Source organism: Staphylococcus sp. 11262D007BW (assembly GCF_053547815.1).
Genome location: NZ_JBPWPJ010000001.1, coordinates 2069610 through 2088840, shown reverse-complemented (window position 1 = coordinate 2088840; position 19231 = coordinate 2069610). Strand labels below are relative to the sequence as shown.

Here is a 19231-nt window from a genome sequence, read left to right as displayed (position 1 = left end):
CGTTTTAATCAATTAAATAAGTAATACGCTACCGTGTTACGGATATGCCTAGAACTATTGTTTAACTGAAACGGTCACACTATACTGAAATAGAGACAAAGGATGAGATAATTTAAACGTAAGGGGATAGAGATATGACATTAGTACTTACTGGAGAACAGTTAAAAATTGAAGATATACGTCAATTTTTAATAAAGCAAGAGACAATAGAAATTTCAGACGACGCTCAAGCTCGTGTTCAACAGAGTAGAGCGACTGTGGAACGGATTATCGATAATAAAGAAACAATTTACGGTATTACCACTGGTTTTGGGTTATTTAGTGATGTGCGTATTGATTCAAATCAATATGACCAATTGCAAAAGAATTTAATTCGTTCCCATGCATGTGGGATGGGCGAACCGTTCTCAGAAGACGTTGCCCTTATTATGATGATTTTACGATTAAACACGCTATTAAAAGGTCATTCAGGCGTCACGATGACGTTAATCTCTCAATTGATCTTTTTTATTAATCAACGTATTATTCCTGTGATTCCACAACAAGGCTCACTTGGCGCTTCTGGGGATCTAGCTCCTCTCTCCCATTTAGCACTTGCTTTAATTGGTGAAGGACAAGTGTATTATCAAGGACAACAATTAGACAGCTCGGACGTCTTAGCACAATTACAGCGAGAGCCTTTACAATTACAAGCTAAAGAAGGCCTTGCATTAATTAACGGAACACAAGCCATGACCGCACAAGGGGTTGTGAATTACATAGAAGCGGAAAGTATTGGCTATCAAGCAGAATGGATTGCAGCGCTAACGCATCAAGCGTTAAATGGCATCATTGACGCTTATCATGAATCAGTACATAAAGCCCGTCAGTTTAAAGAACAAATAGATGTAGCAAGACGGATGTTAGACTGGCTTGAAGGATCAAAATTAACAACGCGTCAGGGGGAAATTCGTGTACAAGATCCTTATACATTGCGCTGTATTCCACAAATTCATGGCGCAAGCTTTCAAGTGTTCGATTATGTACGTGAAAAATTAGAGTGTGAAATGAATGCTGCTAATGATAATCCACTTATATTTGATCAAGATGATGAAACACTTGTAATTTCAGGTGGGAACTTTCACGGTCAACCTATCGCATTTGCACTCGACTTTTTAAAAATTGGATTGAGTGAATTAGCGAACGTTTCAGAACGTCGTTTAGAGCGTTTAGTGAATCCTCAATTAAACGGTGGCTTACCTGCCTTTTTAAGTCCAGAACCTGGTTTACAAAGTGGCGCAATGATTATGCAATATGCTGCTGCAAGTCTTGTGTCAGAAAATAAAACATTAGCACATCCCGCAAGTGTGGATTCTATCCCATCTTCTGCCAATCAAGAAGATCATGTTTCAATGGGTACTATTGCATCTAGACATGGTTATCAAATATTGGAAAATGTTCGTCGTGTTTTAGCGATAGAAGCGATTATTGCATTACAAGCAGTTGAATTAAAAGGTATTGATCAATTATCTAAAGCAACTCGTCAAAAATACGATGCATTACGTGAAGTAGTGCCTACTATCGACAAAGATAGACAATTTCATTTTGATATTGAAAATGTGGCAAAATATTTACGTAATGAAGCATATACAAATTAAACTTGAATTTTTAAAATTTTTCTGATATATTTAAGTTAAATTCAGATAATCAATTGTTTGTGGACTAAGTAATATAGTGACATTTACAGAGAGTTTGTGGTTGGTGTGAACAAACAAATAGATCTATATGAAATCTACCCACGATGGATAACAATTCGGGTCAAACCGTTAACTTTGTTAGAGTGCAGACAATTGTCTGTTAAATAGGGTGGCAACACGTAGACCACGTCCCTTGTGTAGGGGCGTGTTTTTTTTACGTTTTAATCATATTAAGCGTAATCGTGAGGTTGGTACGTCTATAATCAATAGATAAAAATTGAAAGGAAGTTGTGACATGTTAGACATTAAATTATTTAGAAATGACCCTGAAAAAGTGAAAGAAAAAATCGCGTTACGCGGAGATGATCCAGAAGTTGTTGATAAAGTACTTCAACTTGATGAGAAACGTAGAGATTTAATTCAACAAACAGAAGATTTAAAATCAAAACGTAATCAAGCATCTCAAGAAATTGCTGAAAAGAAACGTAATCAAGAAAATGCAGACGATGCTATTCAAGAACAACGTAAAGTTGGCGAAAAAATTAAAGAAATTGATGCTGTATTAAAAGAAACGGAAGATGCGTTAACAGATCAATTATCACGTATTCCAAACCTTATTCATGACGATGTACCTCAAGGTGCAGATGATGATGAAAACGTTGAACTTAAAAAATGGGGTACACCTCGTGATTTCGAATTTGACGCAAAAGCACATTGGGATCTTGTAGAAGACTTAAAAATGGCAAACTTTGACCGTGCAGCACGCGTATCTGGTGCGCGTTTCGTCTTCCTAACAAATGAAGGTGCTAAATTAGAACGTGCGTTAATGAACTACATGATTACAAAACATACAACACAACACGGTTATACAGAAATGATGGTTCCTCAACTTGTGAATAAAAACGCAATGTATGGTACTGGTCAATTACCAAAATTTGAAGAAGACTTATTTAAAGTAGAAAAAGAAGGCATGTACACTATTCCAACAGCAGAAGTACCACTCACAAACTACTACCGTGAAGAGATTATTCAACCAGGTGTCTTACCTGAAAAATTCACAGGCCAATCAGCATGTTTCAGAAGTGAAGCGGGTTCTGCAGGACGCGATACACGTGGTTTAATCCGTTTACACCAATTTGATAAAGTGGAAATGGTACGTATTGAAAAACCTGAAGATTCTTGGGATGCATTAGAAGAAATGACAGGTAATGCTGAAGCCATTTTAGAAGAATTAGGTTTACCATACCGTCGTGTGATTTTATGTACTGGCGATATCGGCTTTGGTGCAAGTAAAACATACGATTTAGAAGTTTGGTTACCAAGTTACAATGATTATAAAGAAATCAGCTCTTGTTCAAACTGTGTGGACTTCCAAGCACGCCGCGCGAATATCCGTTTCAAACGCGATAAAGATGCAAAACCTGAATATGTTCACACATTAAACGGTTCTGGATTAGCAGTAGGTCGTACATTTGCTGCTATTGTAGAAAACTATCAAAATGAAGACGGTTCTATTACAATTCCTGAAGCACTTGTACCATTTATGGGTGGTCAAACAGTGATTGAACCTAAATAATAATATACGTTAATAATAGAGTACTAAAGGCATGATTCGCTTTTAGTACTCTTTTTATTTTTAACATAAAAGGGTTATATGTGCCTTAATTTAGACCCCCTATCTAAAAATATAGTGTAAGTAGGGGAGGGGATAAAACTTTTGTTATATCAACGTTTTTAGAGGTACGGTATAGTGATGTATCTGTGAGGGAAGTCTAATATGAATGCAATAATCAGTTTTTTCTGATAACGATTGCAACGTATCGCGTTGTGAAGTATCATTAATAAATAAAGTGATGTATTTTTAAGAGGGGCAGGGGAGTCTAACTCTACTGGATGGAAAACAAATTCAACATTGATGATGAATACTAAGCCATAGATGCTATAACAAGATTGGGATAACCAGATTAAAGATTTGCACCCATTTCTGAGAGCGCATTAAATCAGTTTCTCAGAAAATCAACAATCTTTGTCCCAATCTTTCATTTTAAGGAGGAGGGGACATAGATGAATTATATTGTAGATACATTGCATTTAGAGCCATTTAAAACAGAATCTGGTGAACAAATTGATGACTTAACATTACGTTATGAGTATTTAGGATATAAAGGTCAACCACTTGTCCTTTTTTGTCATGCATTAACAGGCAATCATTTAACATATGGCACTGCTGAAGAACCAGGTTGGTGGCGAGAAATTATCGATGGGGGATATATACCGCTTCACGACCATCAATTTTTAACATTCAATGTTATCGGTAGTCCATTTGGCTCAAGTTCTCGAGCAACCGATGCCAATTTTCCTGAACACCTTACAATGAGAGATATCGTGAAAGCCATAGAGTTGGGGCTTAAGGCTTTAGGTTTTACCAAGATAGATGTCCTTATTGGGGCCTCTTTAGGAGGAATGCAAGCATTAGAACTGCTTTATAATCAACAGTTTAAAGTAGAAAAGGCAGCAATTTTAGCCTCAACTGCCCAAACTTCTTCATACAGTCGAGCCTTTAATGAAATTGCCCGCCAAGCGATTCACCTAGGTGGGGAAGAGGGCTTGAGTATTGCGCGTCAATTAGGGTTTTTAACGTACCGCTCTTCTAAAAGCTATGACGCGCGTTTTACACCGGATGAAGTGGTCTCTTATCAAAAATATCAAGGGGACAAATTTAAACGTTATTTTGACCTTAATTGTTACTTGACCTTACTGGATGTATTAGATAGTCATAACATCTATCGTGGCCGTCAAGATGTGCACTCTGTCTTTCAATCATTGGATACAAAAGTGCTTACCCTTGGTTTTAAAGATGATTTATTATATCCAGACGATCAAATTAAAGCTCTAGGAGAGACATTTCAATATCACCGTCATTTTTTCGTGGAAGATAACGTAGGACATGATGGATTTTTATTAAATTTCAACGACTGGGCCCCATATCTTTATCATTTTCTAAAAGTTTCACGTTTCCGTCGTTAAACTTAGACGTTCACACCCTAATTTTGTTATAATTTTATATATCTTCATTCTACCTATACGTTACGATAAAAGTAGAAGATGTTGCATAGAACAAAGTGTTTTAATCGTATGACGTATGCAATTGTGTTCGTATTACGATTCTTGTAGAATAGAAATAATATTATCAATGAGTTTGGATGTGGCGTTATTGTTTTCAAAAATCAAGCCTAAAGCGACGATATTAGGGATACTTGCCTTAGTCATTGTCGTTTTAGCAATGTATTTTATGCCGGTATTAGGTTTTATTCTCGCATTTTTTGCGTTTTTACCTGGAATTATTTTATGGCATCAATCAGTTCAATCATTTGGAATTATGGCATTGGTTACAATGGTGCTTACAACTTTAACTGGCAGTCTTTTTTTAATGACGTTTATGATTATCGTGTTAGCGATTAGCGCGATTATCGGTAATTTACTAAAAAAGCGTGCCTCAAAAGAGCGTATTCTTTACATATCAACATTTGTAACGAGTTTATTTATTTTAATTGCAATGATGATATTACAGGCGGTTCAAAGAATACCTTATGCCAATGAGTTGCTAGCTCCATATCAAAATGCAGTCAATCAAACAATTCAAATACAAAATCTAGACACACAAGCCCAAGAGGTACTTCAAGCCTCTGTAGAACAACTTGCGATACAGATGCCAGGTTTTATTATTATCGCAGTAGCACTATTTATGTTTGTGTCTTTACTTATTAACTTTCCAATTTTACGTCGTTTTAAAATTGCAACACCTGTTTTTAGACCTTTATATTTTTGGCAAATGAAACGTTCAATTTTTATTATATATGCGTTAAGTTTGCTTGTAGGGATTATGACTGAACCGGGTACAACAACGAATAGTATTAGTGTGAACTTTCAATTGGTATTAGGCTTTCTCATCGTTATCCAAGGGTTAAGTTTTATTCATTTCTTTGCGATGATGAAGCGTATGCCAGAAGCTGTATCGGTTATACTTGTCATTCTAGGTATCCTATTCTATCCACTTACACGTTTAATTGGACTACTTGATCTTGGACTCAACTTAAAAAGCATGATCAAAAATGATAAGAGGTGACAAAAATGAATCGTCATTCAATGAAAAAAGCATTAGTATTACCATTTGTATTAATAGCGGTCATTGCAGTTTTAATCGTGGTTGCAGCATTTTTCTTTAATAAATTGTTTGCTTTTATTTCGGCGATTGTTCTATTTGTCACATTAATTGTAGGTATCTTTGCCATTAGACGATTATTTTATCGTTATGAAGAATATATAGATGATCTCAGTGGAAAAATTTCTACGGGGACAAATTCAGCGATTAAAGAGATGCCAATTGGTTTAATTATTTTAGATGATAATAACCAAATCGAATGGGTAAACAATTTTATGTCACAACGTATTGAGCGTAATGTGATATCTGATCCAATCAATGAAGTATACCCTAATATTTTAAAGCAACTTGATAAGGTTAAAGAAATTGAAATTCAAGATGGCACTTATATGTATCGTGTTAAATACTCTAAAAAAGAAAACATACTCTACTTTTTGGATGTTACAGAAGAAGCGGAAATTCAAAAAGCGTATGATGACCAACACCCTATTATTGCGACACTATTTCTTGATAACTACGATGAAATTACGCAAAATATGAACGATACACAACGTTCAGAGATTAACTCAATGGTGACGCGTGTCATCAGTCGTTGGGCTCAAGAGCATAATGTATACTTTAAACGATATAGTTCAGATCAGTTCGTAGCCTATTTAAATCGTCGTATACTTCAGGAATTAGAAGCTTCAAAATTTGATATTCTGAGTCAATTGCGAGAAAAAAGTGTAGGCTATCGTGCTCAACTCACATTGAGTATTGGTGTCGGTGAAGGCTCAGAAAACTTAATCGATCTTGGTGAATTATCACAATCTGGATTAGACTTAGCGTTAGGACGCGGCGGTGACCAAGTGGCGATTAAAAATATGAATGGTAATGTGCGCTTTTATGGGGGTAAAACAGACCCTATGGAAAAACGTACTCGCGTGCGTGCCCGTGTTATTTCTCATGCATTAAAGGATATCTTACTTGAAGGTGATCGTGTCATTGTAATGGGCCATAAACGACCTGATTTAGATGCGATTGGTGCTGCCATTGGTGTGACACGATTTGCGATGATGAATAATCTGGATGCATATATTGTTTTAAATGATTCAGATATTGATCCAACATTACGTCGTGTAATGGATGAGATTGATTATAAACCAGATCTTAAAGAGCGTTTTATTACATCAGATGATGCTTGGAATATGATGACTTCTAAAACCACATTAGTTGTCGTAGATACGCATAAACCGGAAATGGTCATTGATGAAAATATTTTAAACAAGGCTAACCGCAAAGTAGTCATCGATCATCACCGTCGTGGAGAATCATTTATTTCAAGTCCATTACTTGTTTATATGGAACCATATGCTAGCTCTACTGCAGAGTTGGTAACAGAACTATTAGAATATCAACCGACTGAACAACGTTTAACACGCTTAGAATCAACAGTAATGTATGCGGGTATTATTGTAGATACACGTAATTTCACATTGCGAACAGGTTCAAGAACGTTTGATGCAGCAAGTTATTTACGTGCGCATGGTGCAGATACGATCTTAACGCAACATTTCTTAAAAGATGACATTGAGACATATATCAGTCGATCAGAGTTGATTCGAACAGTTGAGTTACAAGAACATGGTATTGCGATTGCACATGGCGAGGATGATACGTCTTATCATCCAGTAACAGTTGCACAAGCCGCAGATGAATTGTTAAGTTTAGATGGCATCGAAGCATCTTATGTGGTTGCAAGAAGAGAAGACCATTTAGTCGGCATCTCTGCCCGTTCATTAGGTGGATTTAATGTTCAATTAACCATGGAAGCATTAGGTGGTGGTGGCCATCTAACGAATGCAGCCACACAACTTAAAAATGTAACCGTAGAAGAAGCCATTGAACAATTACAACAGGCTATAAAAGAACAACTAGATAGGAGTGACGAAACATGAAGGTAATTTTTACACAAGATGTTAAAGGAAAAGGTAAACAAGGAGAAGTTAAAGACGTGCCAGTTGGCTATGCGAAAAACTTCTTATTAAAAAAAGGCTATGCTGTTGAAGCAACACAAGGTAATTTAAAACAACTAGAACAAAAAAATAAAAGAATCGAAAAAGAACAACAACAAGAACTTGAAGATGCTAAAGCTTTAAAAGAAAAACTTAAAGACATCGAAGTAGAAGTGAAAGCTAAATCAGGTGAAGGTGGTAAATTATTTGGTTCAGTAAGTACAAAACAAATTGCTGAAGCTTTAAATGAACAACACGGTATTAAACTGGACAAACGTAAAATGGATTTACCAAATGGTATTCATGCTTTAGGTTACACAAATGTACCAATTAAGTTACACAAAGAAGTAGAAGGTACAATTCGTGTCCATACAATTGAAAAATAATCGTTTTTAAACGTTTATATCATTATTGAATGAAGTTTGAGTATGTTGAGGGTTGAGACGCAAGGGTGTCCCAACCCCATCTTTTTTTGAAATGGTTTTCTATGAATTGTACTAATACATGCAAGTAGAAAATGTTAAAATAGAGTGAATGGATTGATGAGGGGGCATGAATATGGATGGTATGTTTGATAACAATCAAATGCCACATAGCTTAGAAGCAGAGCAATCTGTATTAGGCGCTATTATTATAGATTCGGAATTAATGTCGTCTACACAAGAAATACTATTACCTGAATCTTTCTACCGCACTGCGCACCAACATATATTTCGAGCAATGATGGAATTAAATGAAGATGGCGATTCCATTGATATTGTTTCTTTGTTAGAACAACTCACCCAAGATGGGGTTATTAATGAATCTGGAGGCGCTGAGTATTTAGCGCAAATTACTTCAAATGTACCTACAACGCGAAATATTCAATTTTACACTGATGTGGTATTAAAAAACGCCATTAAACGTAAGTTAATTCATACAGCAGATAAAATTGCGCAAGATGGTTATAATAGTGAACTTGATTTAGACACTGTCTTAAATGATGCTGAACGCAGTATTCTTGATATTTCTTCGACACGAGAAAGTGATGGCTTTAAAGACATTAAAGACGTACTTGGCCATGTATATGAAAATGCCGAAGAGTTAGATCAAAATAGTGGTCAGACGCCAGGCATTCCAACTGGATATCGAGATTTAGATCAAATGACAGCTGGCTTTAATCGAAATGATTTAATTATTTTAGCAGCTAGACCGTCTGTCGGTAAGACTGCCTTCGCTTTAAATATTGCACAAAAAGTTGCTGCACATGCCGAAGAATATACTGTCGGTATTTTCTCTTTAGAGATGGGTGCTGATCAACTTGCGACGCGTATGATTTGTAGTTCAGGTAATGTGGATTCTAACCGTTTGCGTACTGGGACGATGACTGAAGAGGATTGGAATCGTTTCACAGTTGCAGTAGGGAAGTTATCACGTACTAAAATTTTCATTGATGATACGCCTGGTATTCGTATTACAGATATACGTTCTAAATGTCGTCGTTTAAAGCAAGAACATGGATTAGATATGATTGTGATTGACTATTTACAATTAATTCAAGGAAGCGGCTCACGTTTTTCAGATAACCGTCAACAAGAAGTATCAGAGATTTCGAGAATGCTTAAAGCGATTGCGCGTGAATTAGAGTGTCCTGTGATCGCATTGAGTCAGCTCTCTCGTGGTGTAGAACAACGTCAAGATAAACGACCAATGATGAGTGACATTCGTGAATCAGGTTCTATCGAGCAAGATGCTGATATTGTCGCATTCTTATATCGTGATGATTATTATAATCGTGGCGAAGATGAAGACGACGATGATGACGGTGGATTTGAACCGCAAACGAATGATGAAAATGGTGAAATCGAAATCATTATTGCTAAGCAACGTAACGGCCCTACAGGCACCGTGAAACTACACTTCATGAAACAATATAATAAATTTACAGACATTGATTATGCACATGCAGAAATGGTTTAAAAAAAGTTAAAACCGTACATTATATTTATTTTAAGTATAAATGTACGGTTTTTATGTTGTTTTTTAGAAAATAGGTTATATTAAGTATGTATTTAATCTTTAAAAAAATAGACCAAAATCTTAAGTATTCGTTGATATAAAGGGATTTATCCTATATCAATAGCCATAAAATGAAATTAAAAATAAAAAAATACAATGTTCGTTTTTTAGTTTGCATTCTGGTGGAGCTACTGGTACAATACTTTGTGGTTAATTGAGAAAACTTGGAGGTGCTCTTATGTCATCAATCGTAGTTGTTGGGACACAATGGGGAGACGAAGGAAAAGGTAAGATTACTGACTTTTTAGCAGAACAAGCAGATGTGATTACACGTTTTTCAGGTGGTAATAATGCAGGCCACACAATCAAATTTAATGGTGAAACATACAAATTACATCTTGTACCGTCAGGCATTTTTTATAAAGATAAATTAGCTGTAATTGGTAACGGTGTAGTTGTAGATCCAGTTGCATTATTAAAAGAATTAGATGGATTAAACGAACGTGGCATCTCTACAGATAACTTACGTATTTCAAATAGAGCCCATGTTATCTTGCCTTATCACTTAAAACAAGACGAACTTGAAGAAGAGCGTCGTGGTGATAACAAGATTGGTACTACTAAAAAAGGTATTGGTCCAGCATACGTTGATAAAGCACAAAGAATCGGAATTCGCATGGCAGATTTATTAGATAAAGATGTTTTTGAGCAACGATTAAAAGAAAATTTAGTATATAAAGATGACTACTTTAAAGGTATGTTCAATCAACCTGCACCATCATTTGATGAGATTTTTGAAACATACTACGAAGCAGGTCAACGTTTAGCAGAGTATGTTACAGACACAGCGAAAGTATTAGATGATGCGTTTGTAGCTGATGAACGCGTATTATTTGAAGGGGCACAAGGTGTGATGCTTGATATCGATCATGGTACATATCCTTTCGTCACTTCAAGTAACCCAGTAGCAGGTAATGTTACAGTAGGTACGGGTGTAGGTCCAACAAATGTATCTAAAGTCGTAGGTGTATGTAAAGCATATACATCTCGTGTAGGTGATGGTCCATTCCCAACAGAATTATTTGATGAAGATGGTCATCATATCCGTGAAGTAGGTCGTGAATACGGTACAACAACTGGACGTCCACGTCGAGTAGGTTGGTTCGATTCAGTTGTATTACGTCATTCTCGTCGTGTAAGTGGTATTACAGATTTATCTATTAACTCTATTGATGTATTAACAGGGTTAGATGAAGTAAAAATTTGTACTGCTTACGAATTAGATGGTCAAAAGATTACGGAATATCCAGCTAATCTAAATGACTTAAAACGTTGTAAACCAATCTTTGAAACATTACCAGGTTGGACTGAAGACATTACAAACGTACGCTCTATGGATGAGTTACCAGATAATGCGCGTCGTTATTTAGAGCGCATCTCTGAATTATGTAATGTGCATATTTCAATCTTTTCAGTAGGTCCTGACCGTAATCAAACAAACATTGTAGAACAATTATGGGTTTAAAATAAAAAGAGGGAAGACTAACCGCAATACTACCGTTAGTCTTCCCTCTGTTAAAAAGTAGCGACTTTCTGAGTAAGGTTGCTACTTTTTTTGTCCTTGAGTGGCCTCATCTTAAGCTATTTTAATGAATGTCTCGTTTTTTATGATTACCGCCACGAACTTCTGAAACATTACCGATTGAAAGAAATGCACTAGAATCAATATGTTTTACGATATCTTTTAATTTAGCTTCTTCTAGACGTGTAATGACACAAAAGATAACGCGTTTATCTTCACCCGTATAGGCACCTTCACCATGTAAGTACGTGACACCACGTCCTAATCGAGAATTAATTGCTTCACCTATTTCTTTATAATGATCACTAATTACCCATATCGATTTCGATTCATCAAATCCTAATAAAACGGTATCAATCATTTTTGAAGCTATAAAATAAGAAACGACACTAAATAAAGCACTTTCCCATGTAAATATGAACCCAGCTACAGTAAAAATAAAGAAATTAATAATCATCACAATTTCACCCACTGAAAATGGGACACGAGATTGCATTAAAATAGATAATATCTCTGTACCATCCAGAGAGCCTCCATAGCGTAAGACAATTCCTACACCAATCCCTAGAATGGCACCTCCAAAAATCGTCACTAAAAATTTATCTTCAATCACTGGTGGAATAGGATGTAATAATGCGGTACCAATAGATAACACAATAATGGCATAGAGTGTCGATATCGCAAATGTTTTACCAATTTGTTTATATCCTAAAAAGAAGAATGGTAAATTTAGAATAAAAATGAATATCCCTAATTTCCAACCTATTAAATGTGAGAGTATAATCGAAATACCAACAATACCACCATCAAGTAGTTGGTTAGGTACTAGAAATAGTTCTAAAGCCGTGGCCATTAATAAAGCACCTAATGTTAGAAAAAAGAAACGTGAGAAAAATTGTTGCGCTTTACGCGGTTTTTTCGGCTTATAGGGATGGTCTATTTCTGGTTGTTGCGCCATAAGTTGTCCTCCGTTAAACTTCCTATAAAAAATTATACAAAAAAATATGGAAAAAATCTTGTCAACAAGGTTGGATGATGCTATAATCAATCTTGTGTTTGAGAAAGGCTCCTTGGTCAAGCGGTTAAGACACCGCCCTTTCACGGCGGTAACACGGGTTCGAGTCCCGTAGGAGTCACCATTATTAAGGTCCCGTAGTGGAGCGGTTTAACACGCCTGCCTGTCACGCAGGAGATCGCGGGTTCGATTCCCGTCGGGACCGCTACGTAAATGTTAAAAGAGTGAAAGTCACTAGTATTAGTGATTTTCACTCTTTTTTTGTATATTGTATTGTTTTCTGAACCTCACCTAAAATCAATCGCTTCTCGCTTCTATTTCTTATAGTATGAGTTGTAAATCAATGAATGGAGAGAAAAATATGAAAATCATATTCGTTATAGTGATTGGCATTGTTTTTGGACTAATCGATACATTTGTGAAATGGTTGGATGGTAAATACTTTCAGAAAAAAACTGGCAAAAGTGCTAGAGCGCTTAAAAATGATAAAAAACATCTTATTATCTCTTTTTGTTTATTTACGATACTTGGTTTAATAGTAGGATGGTTTAGTGTCTATTAAAGAGCCTGAATGAGTCTGTCGAAGTGATAACGAATGTGAGTATAATGGCACATATAAGACTAACGATGCGTCGAACCCACCAAAGTGTCAAAGAGATATCCTCAAAAAACGTAGTTGTCTTTTTGGTATTAAAAAATCGAACCTATGAGATGACATAAGTTCGATTAAGGCGTGCTTTGTATTTTCTAAGTTATACAATGCTTAGCATACGCTCTAAGCTTTGTTTGGCGTAGTATGTCGTTTCTTCATCTGAATGATATTATCATGTTGACCCTCTAATATTTTATCTAGACACCATGCTAAATGAGGTAAGTCAATTCGATTCATGGTTAAACAAGAACACATTAAAGGGTTTAAGGATTCAATTTCAATATCCGTGTACGTGTGTTTTAGTCGATTGACTAAATTCATTTCCGTACCAATACGCCACTTTGAACCTTTTGGCGCATTTTGAATGGTATCAATAATATAACGCGTTGAACCAGCATAGTCGGCTGTTTGAACGACTTCAAAAGGACATTCAGGGTGTACGATAATGTTTACATCAGAATTGTGTTGTCGTGCTTGATCGATATGAACTTTATGAAATTTTTCGTGAACAGAACAATGGCCTTTCCATAAGATGATACGTAAATCCGCCAAGTCTCCGTCATATTCCAAGCGTTTATGAATCGGATCCCACACGGCCATTTGTTCAAGAGGTACACCTAATTTGTAAGCTGTATTCCGTCCTAAATGTTGGTCGGGTAAGAATAATATAGTTTTGTGCTGATCTAGTGCCCATTGAACGACTGCAGTGGCATTACCACTCGTTAAACAAGTGCCATCATGCTGGCCAACATATTTTTTAATAGCGGCCGTTGAATTGACATACGTTAATGGAAGCACATCAAATTGATAAGATTCAGTAAGCACCTCGTGACAGTGCAACACTTGGTTGATGTTAGCCATATCTGCCATAGAACATCCTGCTGTTAAATCTGGTAAGTAAATGGATTGATGGTCATCTGTTAAAATATCTGCAGTTTCTGCCATAAAGTGAACCCCGTTAAATACAAAATAGTCCGCTTCACGATTTTCTTTACATAATCTTGCAAGTTCTAATGAATCTCCAGTAATATCTGCAAATTGAACAACTTCATCTTTTTGATAGTGATGTGTTGGCATAAATAGACGTTCGCCTAGTTCGTCTTTAATATTTTGAATATGTGCCTCTAGTGCTTCTGTCGACATATTAAGATAACGTTCCGGAATGGATTGAATTGTCGTTTGTATTGGGTTAAACATTTAAATCACAACCTTTGCAGAAATATCGAGAGCTTGTTGTCTATAAAATAGAGCTCCCATAGAAATAAAATCGACGCCTGTCTTAGCATATGCTTCTATTGTGGCTTCAGTAATATTACCGGATGCTTCAGTTTGAATATGTTCTGGTACAAGATGAATGTGGTCTTGAATCCACTCTGGCGTTTGATTATCGAACATAATAAGATCGACTTGTTTTTCAATGGCTACTTTCAATATCTCTTCGTTTTCAATTTCAACTTCCAGTTTATCCATAGGCCCTAATAGCGCTCGTGCGTTATCAATGGCTGCTTTCATAGATTGACTGTAAGCGATGTGATTGTCTTTAAGCATCAGCCCATCATTAAGCGAGCGACGATGGTTACGACCTCCACCGACTCTTACCGCATATTTTTCAAATAACGCAAGCCCAGGTGTCGTTTTACGAGTGTCTACGAGATGGGTGTGAGTGTCTTGAATCATCGACGTTAAACGATGGGTAGTACTAGCGATACCGGACATACGTTGAATCAAGTTTAAGACGATGCGTTCCATTGTTAATAATACATAAACGGGACCTGTGACCGTCCCAATAACGGTACCTGGCTGCACACTCTCTCCTTCTTTCACCTGCATTGAAATCGACATCGTAGCATCTAATAAACGAAACCCTTTTTCAATTACTGTTGTACCGCAAAAAATACCATTGTCTTTTGATAATAAGGTGAGTGTCCCTTGCTGTGAATGATCAAAAATACTTGTAGCAAGGTCGCCTTGTTGATTATCTTCTATGTAAAATTGTTGAAGTTTCTCTTTGACGAGTAAGCGATTTAACATGATTATCCCCTCCGTTAGTTATTTCTGTAATTGTTGCATGCCCCTGTTGTGTTGGTGTCGGTGCATCTTTACGAAAATGAACACCACATGATTCAGGGCGTTCTAAAGCGGCTGTGGCTACAATTTGTAAGAGTTTGACCGTACTATAATTTTGCCAAGCTTGTGATGTGATATGAGTGGTTACTTGCGCTGTGGTTAAAACTTGAGTCAATTGCTCAAGGTAACGCGTCATCTGTTGTCCATCTCTTTCAACACCTAACACATCAAAGCTTTGTTGTTGTAAAGCTTGAGCGATATCTGTGCCTACTTGTGGAATAGCAAGTTGTTCAGTCGATGAAGGTTGAGTTAAAGGTGTTAAGTGATTTTGAATATAGTTGGCACATTCTACGCCCATCACCAATCCTTCAAGTAAGGAGTTACTCGCTAAACGGTTAGCCCCATGAAAGTGTGTACAAGCCGCTTCTCCAATAGCCAAAAAGCGCGATAATCGTGTTTGTCCGTTGATACTTGCTTCAATCCCGCCGATAGTGTAGTGCGCACCAGGTGTTACCGGAATATAGTGTGTATGTAATAAGTTAGAATCATAATGGTTAATCGCCTTTGTAATGGTAGGGAAGCGCTGTTTAAAATGTTCAATCGGACGGATGTCTAAATAACATTGATGACCTAATTGTTGTTGATGAAAAATAGCGCGACTTGTAATATCCCTTGGTGCTAAGCTTTTTAGAGGGTGAATCGTATCCATAAATGCTTCATGTTGTTCATTAATTAAGACTGCCCCAGCCCCACGGACGGCTTCTGATATTAAGCTACTTGCCTGCTTAGGTGTGCCAAGTAGAGTGGGATGAAATTGAATCATCTCCATATTATGAAGCGGTACACCATGATGAAAGGCAAGGAGTGCACCAGTAGATAGTGAAGGTGCTTGGTTTGAACTAGGATTAAATAAATTGCTAATACCTCCTGTGTCACATACCACAGCATCCGCTTCAATAAGGTGTGTAGCACCTTGTTGATCAACGAGACGGACCCCCGTCACTTCATGTTGATAATTTTTTAACAGGTCAAATACTTCCATATTTTCAAGTGAAGTGACGTTACGTTGATTAAGATGTTGTGCTAAATGTTTAGAAATCAGCTGTCCTGTTTGATCGCCACCTGCATGCAGAATCCTTGCTTGACTATGGGCTCCTTCTACACCATATGACAACGCGCCAGTGGATGTTCGATCAAATGGTGCCCCTTCATCAATCAGTTCTTGAATGACCGCGTGGCTACGTGTAATCAATCTTTCAATGATAGAATAATCGCCCATTTTTGCACCTGCTTGATAGGTATCCTTGATATGACTCTGGCCGCCATCTCGCTCATATTTAGAAAAGCAAATGCCACCCTGAGCAGCGTAACTATTATTTTGATGATGTTGATTATGCGTAATACATGTGATTTGAATGTCTGAATCAAGTTGTCTAATGAGCGATAAAGCAGCAATACCACTTCCAATAACAATGACATGCATTGTTTACACCTCTATTTACATTAATTTTTACAATTGTGTTAACATTAATAATACACAATGATTTTGACACATATATTTAGTAAAAGCAAGGGGATAAGAGGAATATGATTTATTTAGATAATGCAGCGACAACACAGCCTACAAAGGCAGTATTAGAGGTTTATCAACAAGCACAGCAACAGTTATTTTTTAATAGCGAAAGTTTACATATTGGCGGCGAACAAGTGAGAGCTGCCTTAGATCATTCACGTTCATACCTTCAACGCTATTTTCAAACGAATAAAGAAGTGTTATTTAGTACCAGTGGGTCTCATGCGAATGCGATAGCGATTAATTTGTATTTAAGTCACTTTACATCTGGGACAGTATGGGTGTCACCATATGAACATCCTTCCATCCATGCTGCGTTAGATCCATATAAAGCGCAGTTTGATATTAAACGTTTGCCATTAACAGTAAATGGAGAGATTGATGTGACGCAGTTTGAGGCAGCAATGACAACAGACGTCGTGCTAATTATCATGCAACATGTTAATTCTGAAACGGGCTACATTTTACCGATTCAAGCGATTGGGCGTATTGCGAAGAATTGGGAAGTGCCTTTACATGTTGACGGGGTACAAGCGGTGCATAAAATGCCTCACTACACCATCGAAGGATGTACTTCTTACAGTTGTGCTGGACATAAATTTCATGGTGTAAAAGGGACGGGGATGTTATTTGTCGATTATGCATGGGTTCATCCGTATAATGACCATTATTTTCATGAAGAAGGCGTTAGAAATGGCACGCTTGATGTACCAGGGATTCTTGCAAGTGTGCAAGCCCTAACAGCCACACCGCCACATACAGAGTTGCAGGAGTGTCATCAACATGCAGTACGTCGGGCTAAAGCTTTAGATTTTGATCTTTTACTTTATGATCATCAAGCACCTCATATTCTTGGTCTACTCACACCTAAATATGAGGGACAGTATTTAATGCAAACATTATCAAATCGTAATATTTGTATCTCTACAGGGACAGCCTGTGGTCATGGTATACTAGTGAGTGATGGTGCTAAACAAAAAATTGAGTCGTTAAATGGAGAAGTTTACCAATATATGCGACTATCTTTTTCTGCATTGACGACAATTGAAGAGATTGACCGTTGCTTTGATACGCTCGCAACAGTCTTAAAGGAAGGAGGAAACCAATGAACTCAGCCGATACACGTAGAATGAAAATTGTTGAACGTCTTGAAACGACAGAGCAACCGATCAAAGGATATGAACTTAGCGAACAATTTGGAGTATCGAGGCAAGTGATTGTCAAAGATATTTCTTATTTAAAAACGCAAAATTATGATATTTTGTCCTCGAGTAAAGGCTATTATATGAATATTAAACCTCAAGGAAAACCTTATAAACGGGTTATTATGTGCCAACATGAAAGAGATGAGATTGAAGCGGAGTTAACACTCATCATTGAAAATGGCGCAATGATTGATGATGTGTCGATAGAACATCCTGTCTATGGAACCTTGCGTGCGGAGTTGATGATTGAGACGATGGCACATGTTCATACGTTTGTTGAAAATATGACTAAATATCAAGGCACAATGCTCGCAAAATTAACGGATATGATTCATTTACATACAATCTCAGCAGATTCAGAAAAGATATTAGATAATGCAGTAAAAGACCTTGAAGCACAAGGATTTTTAGTCGATATCGAAGACTCAAAAAGCCGTTAAAATAATTTATTTTTAACCTTAAAAGTTATGTATATATACTTTTATAGTGTAATAGTTAAATGATAGAATTTCTTCAAATTTAATGATACATTATAGGGTATAGGAATATGCCAATTTGGCAACGTAATTTGTATTTTTAGAAATGAGGTCATAATCAATGGCAAGAAAAATTGTTGTAGTTGATGATGAAAAACCAATTGCAGATATATTAGAATTTAATTTGAAAAAAGAAGGCTACGAAGTGTTTGTAGCCTATGATGGTAACGATGCGGTGGAATTAATTTATGAAAAAGAACCAGACATCGTATTATTAGATATTATGTTACCAGGCCAAGACGGTATGGAAGTCTGCCGAGAGGTGCGTAAAAAATACGACATGCCGATTATTATGTTAACTGCTAAAGATTCTGAGATTGATAAAGTATTGGGCCTTGAGTTAGGTGCAGACGATTATGTGACTAAGCCGTTTAGTACACGTGAGCTGATTGCACGTGTGAAAGCTAACTTACGTCGTCATTATGCACAACCGGTACAAGAACAATCCACAGAATCCAATGAGATTAAAATTAAGGATATTGTGATCTATCCAGATGCGTATTCAATTAAAAAACGTGGTGAGGATATCGACTTAACACATCGTGAGTTTGAGTTATTCCATTATTTATCACGTCATATGGGTCAAGTGATGACACGTGAACATTTGTTACAAACTGTTTGGGGCTATGATTATTTTGGAGACGTTCGAACAGTTGATGTGACGATTCGTCGTTTACGCGAAAAAATAGAAGACGATCCATCACATCCGGATTATATTGTTACTCGCCGTGGTGTGGGTTACTTTCTTCAACAGCATGATTAGAGGTAGTA

Annotated in this window: 15 protein-coding genes, 2 tRNA genes, 1 pseudogene and 1 other annotated feature; of the genes and pseudogenes, 14 read left to right on the top strand and 4 right to left on the bottom strand. The window is 36.8% G+C overall.

Features of this window, described 5'->3' with window-relative positions; genetic code table 11:
* Positions 1-134: 134 nt before the first annotated feature.
* From hutH to ACEE93_RS10135, 8 genes are all read left to right on the top strand, one after another.
* Positions 135-1637, top strand: a complete 1503-nt coding sequence (gene hutH, locus ACEE93_RS10170) for a histidine ammonia-lyase (RefSeq protein ID WP_449154477.1) — start codon at positions 135-137, stop codon at positions 1635-1637.
* A gap of 44 nt (positions 1638-1681) precedes the next feature.
* Positions 1682-1873: a binding site (T-box leader), on the top strand.
* Between the two features lie 98 nt (positions 1874-1971).
* A complete protein-coding gene (gene serS, locus ACEE93_RS10165) occupies positions 1972-3252 on the top strand; it encodes a serine--tRNA ligase (RefSeq protein WP_449154476.1) in 1281 nt (426 codons plus the stop codon).
* A 488-nt stretch (positions 3253-3740) separates the two neighbouring features.
* Positions 3741-4703 carry a homoserine O-acetyltransferase MetX gene (gene metX, locus ACEE93_RS10160; protein WP_449156554.1) on the top strand — a complete coding sequence of 321 codons (963 nt, stop codon included), beginning with the start codon at positions 3741-3743 and terminating at the stop codon, positions 4701-4703.
* Between the two features lie 166 nt (positions 4704-4869).
* On the top strand, positions 4870-5802 hold the full coding sequence (locus ACEE93_RS10155) for a DUF2232 domain-containing protein (protein WP_449156553.1): 933 nt from the start codon (positions 4870-4872) through the stop codon (positions 5800-5802).
* 5 nt (positions 5803-5807) lie between these two features.
* On the top strand, positions 5808-7775 hold the full coding sequence (locus ACEE93_RS10150; protein WP_449154473.1) for a DHH family phosphoesterase: 1968 nt from the start codon (positions 5808-5810) through the stop codon (positions 7773-7775).
* Entirely contained in the window at positions 7772-8218 is a 447-nt protein-coding gene (gene rplI, locus ACEE93_RS10145; protein WP_449154472.1) for a 50S ribosomal protein L9, read from the top strand. The genes ACEE93_RS10150 and rplI overlap by 4 nt, the downstream gene beginning before the upstream one ends.
* Positions 8219-8390: 172 nt before the next feature.
* On the top strand, positions 8391-9791 hold the full coding sequence (dnaB, locus tag ACEE93_RS10140; RefSeq protein ID WP_449154471.1) for a replicative DNA helicase: 1401 nt from the start codon (positions 8391-8393) through the stop codon (positions 9789-9791).
* Between the two features lie 277 nt (positions 9792-10068).
* Positions 10069-11355, top strand: coding sequence for an adenylosuccinate synthase (locus ACEE93_RS10135; RefSeq protein WP_449154470.1), 1287 nt, complete (start codon positions 10069-10071; stop codon positions 11353-11355).
* A gap of 121 nt (positions 11356-11476) precedes the next feature.
* On the opposite strand, the gene ACEE93_RS10130 is transcribed toward ACEE93_RS10135, so the two are convergent.
* On the bottom strand, positions 11477-12370 hold the full coding sequence (locus tag ACEE93_RS10130) for a YitT family protein (RefSeq protein WP_449154469.1): 894 nt from the start codon (positions 12368-12370) through the stop codon (positions 11477-11479).
* Positions 12371-12476: 106 nt separating this feature from the next.
* Here ACEE93_RS10130 and ACEE93_RS10125 point away from each other — a divergent pair.
* The 3 genes from ACEE93_RS10125 to ACEE93_RS10115 all read left to right on the top strand — a co-directional run bounded on the left by ACEE93_RS10125 (position 12477) and on the right by ACEE93_RS10115 (position 12989).
* Positions 12477-12551, top strand: a tRNA-Glu gene (locus ACEE93_RS10125).
* A 7-nt stretch (positions 12552-12558) separates the two neighbouring features.
* Positions 12559-12632, top strand: a tRNA-Asp gene (locus ACEE93_RS10120).
* Between the two features lie 156 nt (positions 12633-12788).
* Entirely contained in the window at positions 12789-12989 is a 201-nt protein-coding gene (locus ACEE93_RS10115; RefSeq protein ID WP_449154468.1) for a hypothetical protein, read from the top strand.
* A gap of 190 nt (positions 12990-13179) precedes the next feature.
* Here ACEE93_RS10115 and nadA read toward each other — a convergent pair.
* The 3 genes and pseudogenes from nadA to ACEE93_RS10100 all read right to left on the bottom strand — a co-directional run bounded on the left by nadA (position 13180) and on the right by ACEE93_RS10100 (position 16629).
* Positions 13180-14276 (bottom strand): annotated as a pseudogene (gene nadA / locus ACEE93_RS10110) (quinolinate synthase NadA).
* Positions 14277-15110, bottom strand: coding sequence for a carboxylating nicotinate-nucleotide diphosphorylase (nadC, locus tag ACEE93_RS10105; protein WP_449156552.1), 834 nt, complete (start codon positions 15108-15110; stop codon positions 14277-14279).
* Complete coding sequence (locus tag ACEE93_RS10100; protein WP_449154466.1) at positions 15055-16629, bottom strand: L-aspartate oxidase; 1575 nt, start codon at positions 16627-16629, stop codon at positions 15055-15057. The genes nadC and ACEE93_RS10100 overlap by 56 nt, the downstream gene beginning before the upstream one ends.
* Positions 16630-16733: 104 nt before the next feature.
* On the opposite strand from ACEE93_RS10100, the gene ACEE93_RS10095 reads away from it, so the two are divergent.
* The 3 genes from ACEE93_RS10095 (at position 16734) to yycF (ending at position 19223) form a co-directional block, all read left to right on the top strand.
* Positions 16734-17828 carry a cysteine desulfurase family protein gene (locus ACEE93_RS10095; protein ID WP_449154465.1) on the top strand — a complete coding sequence of 365 codons (1095 nt, stop codon included), beginning with the start codon at positions 16734-16736 and terminating at the stop codon, positions 17826-17828.
* Positions 17825-18364 (top strand): 3H domain-containing protein, encoded by a 540-nt coding sequence (locus ACEE93_RS10090; RefSeq protein WP_449156551.1) that lies wholly within the window; start codon positions 17825-17827, stop codon positions 18362-18364. The genes ACEE93_RS10095 and ACEE93_RS10090 overlap by 4 nt, the downstream gene beginning before the upstream one ends.
* A 157-nt stretch (positions 18365-18521) precedes the next feature.
* Complete coding sequence (gene yycF, locus ACEE93_RS10085) at positions 18522-19223, top strand: response regulator YycF (protein ID WP_449154463.1); 702 nt, start codon at positions 18522-18524, stop codon at positions 19221-19223.
* The last annotated feature ends 8 nt before the right edge of the window (positions 19224-19231 follow it).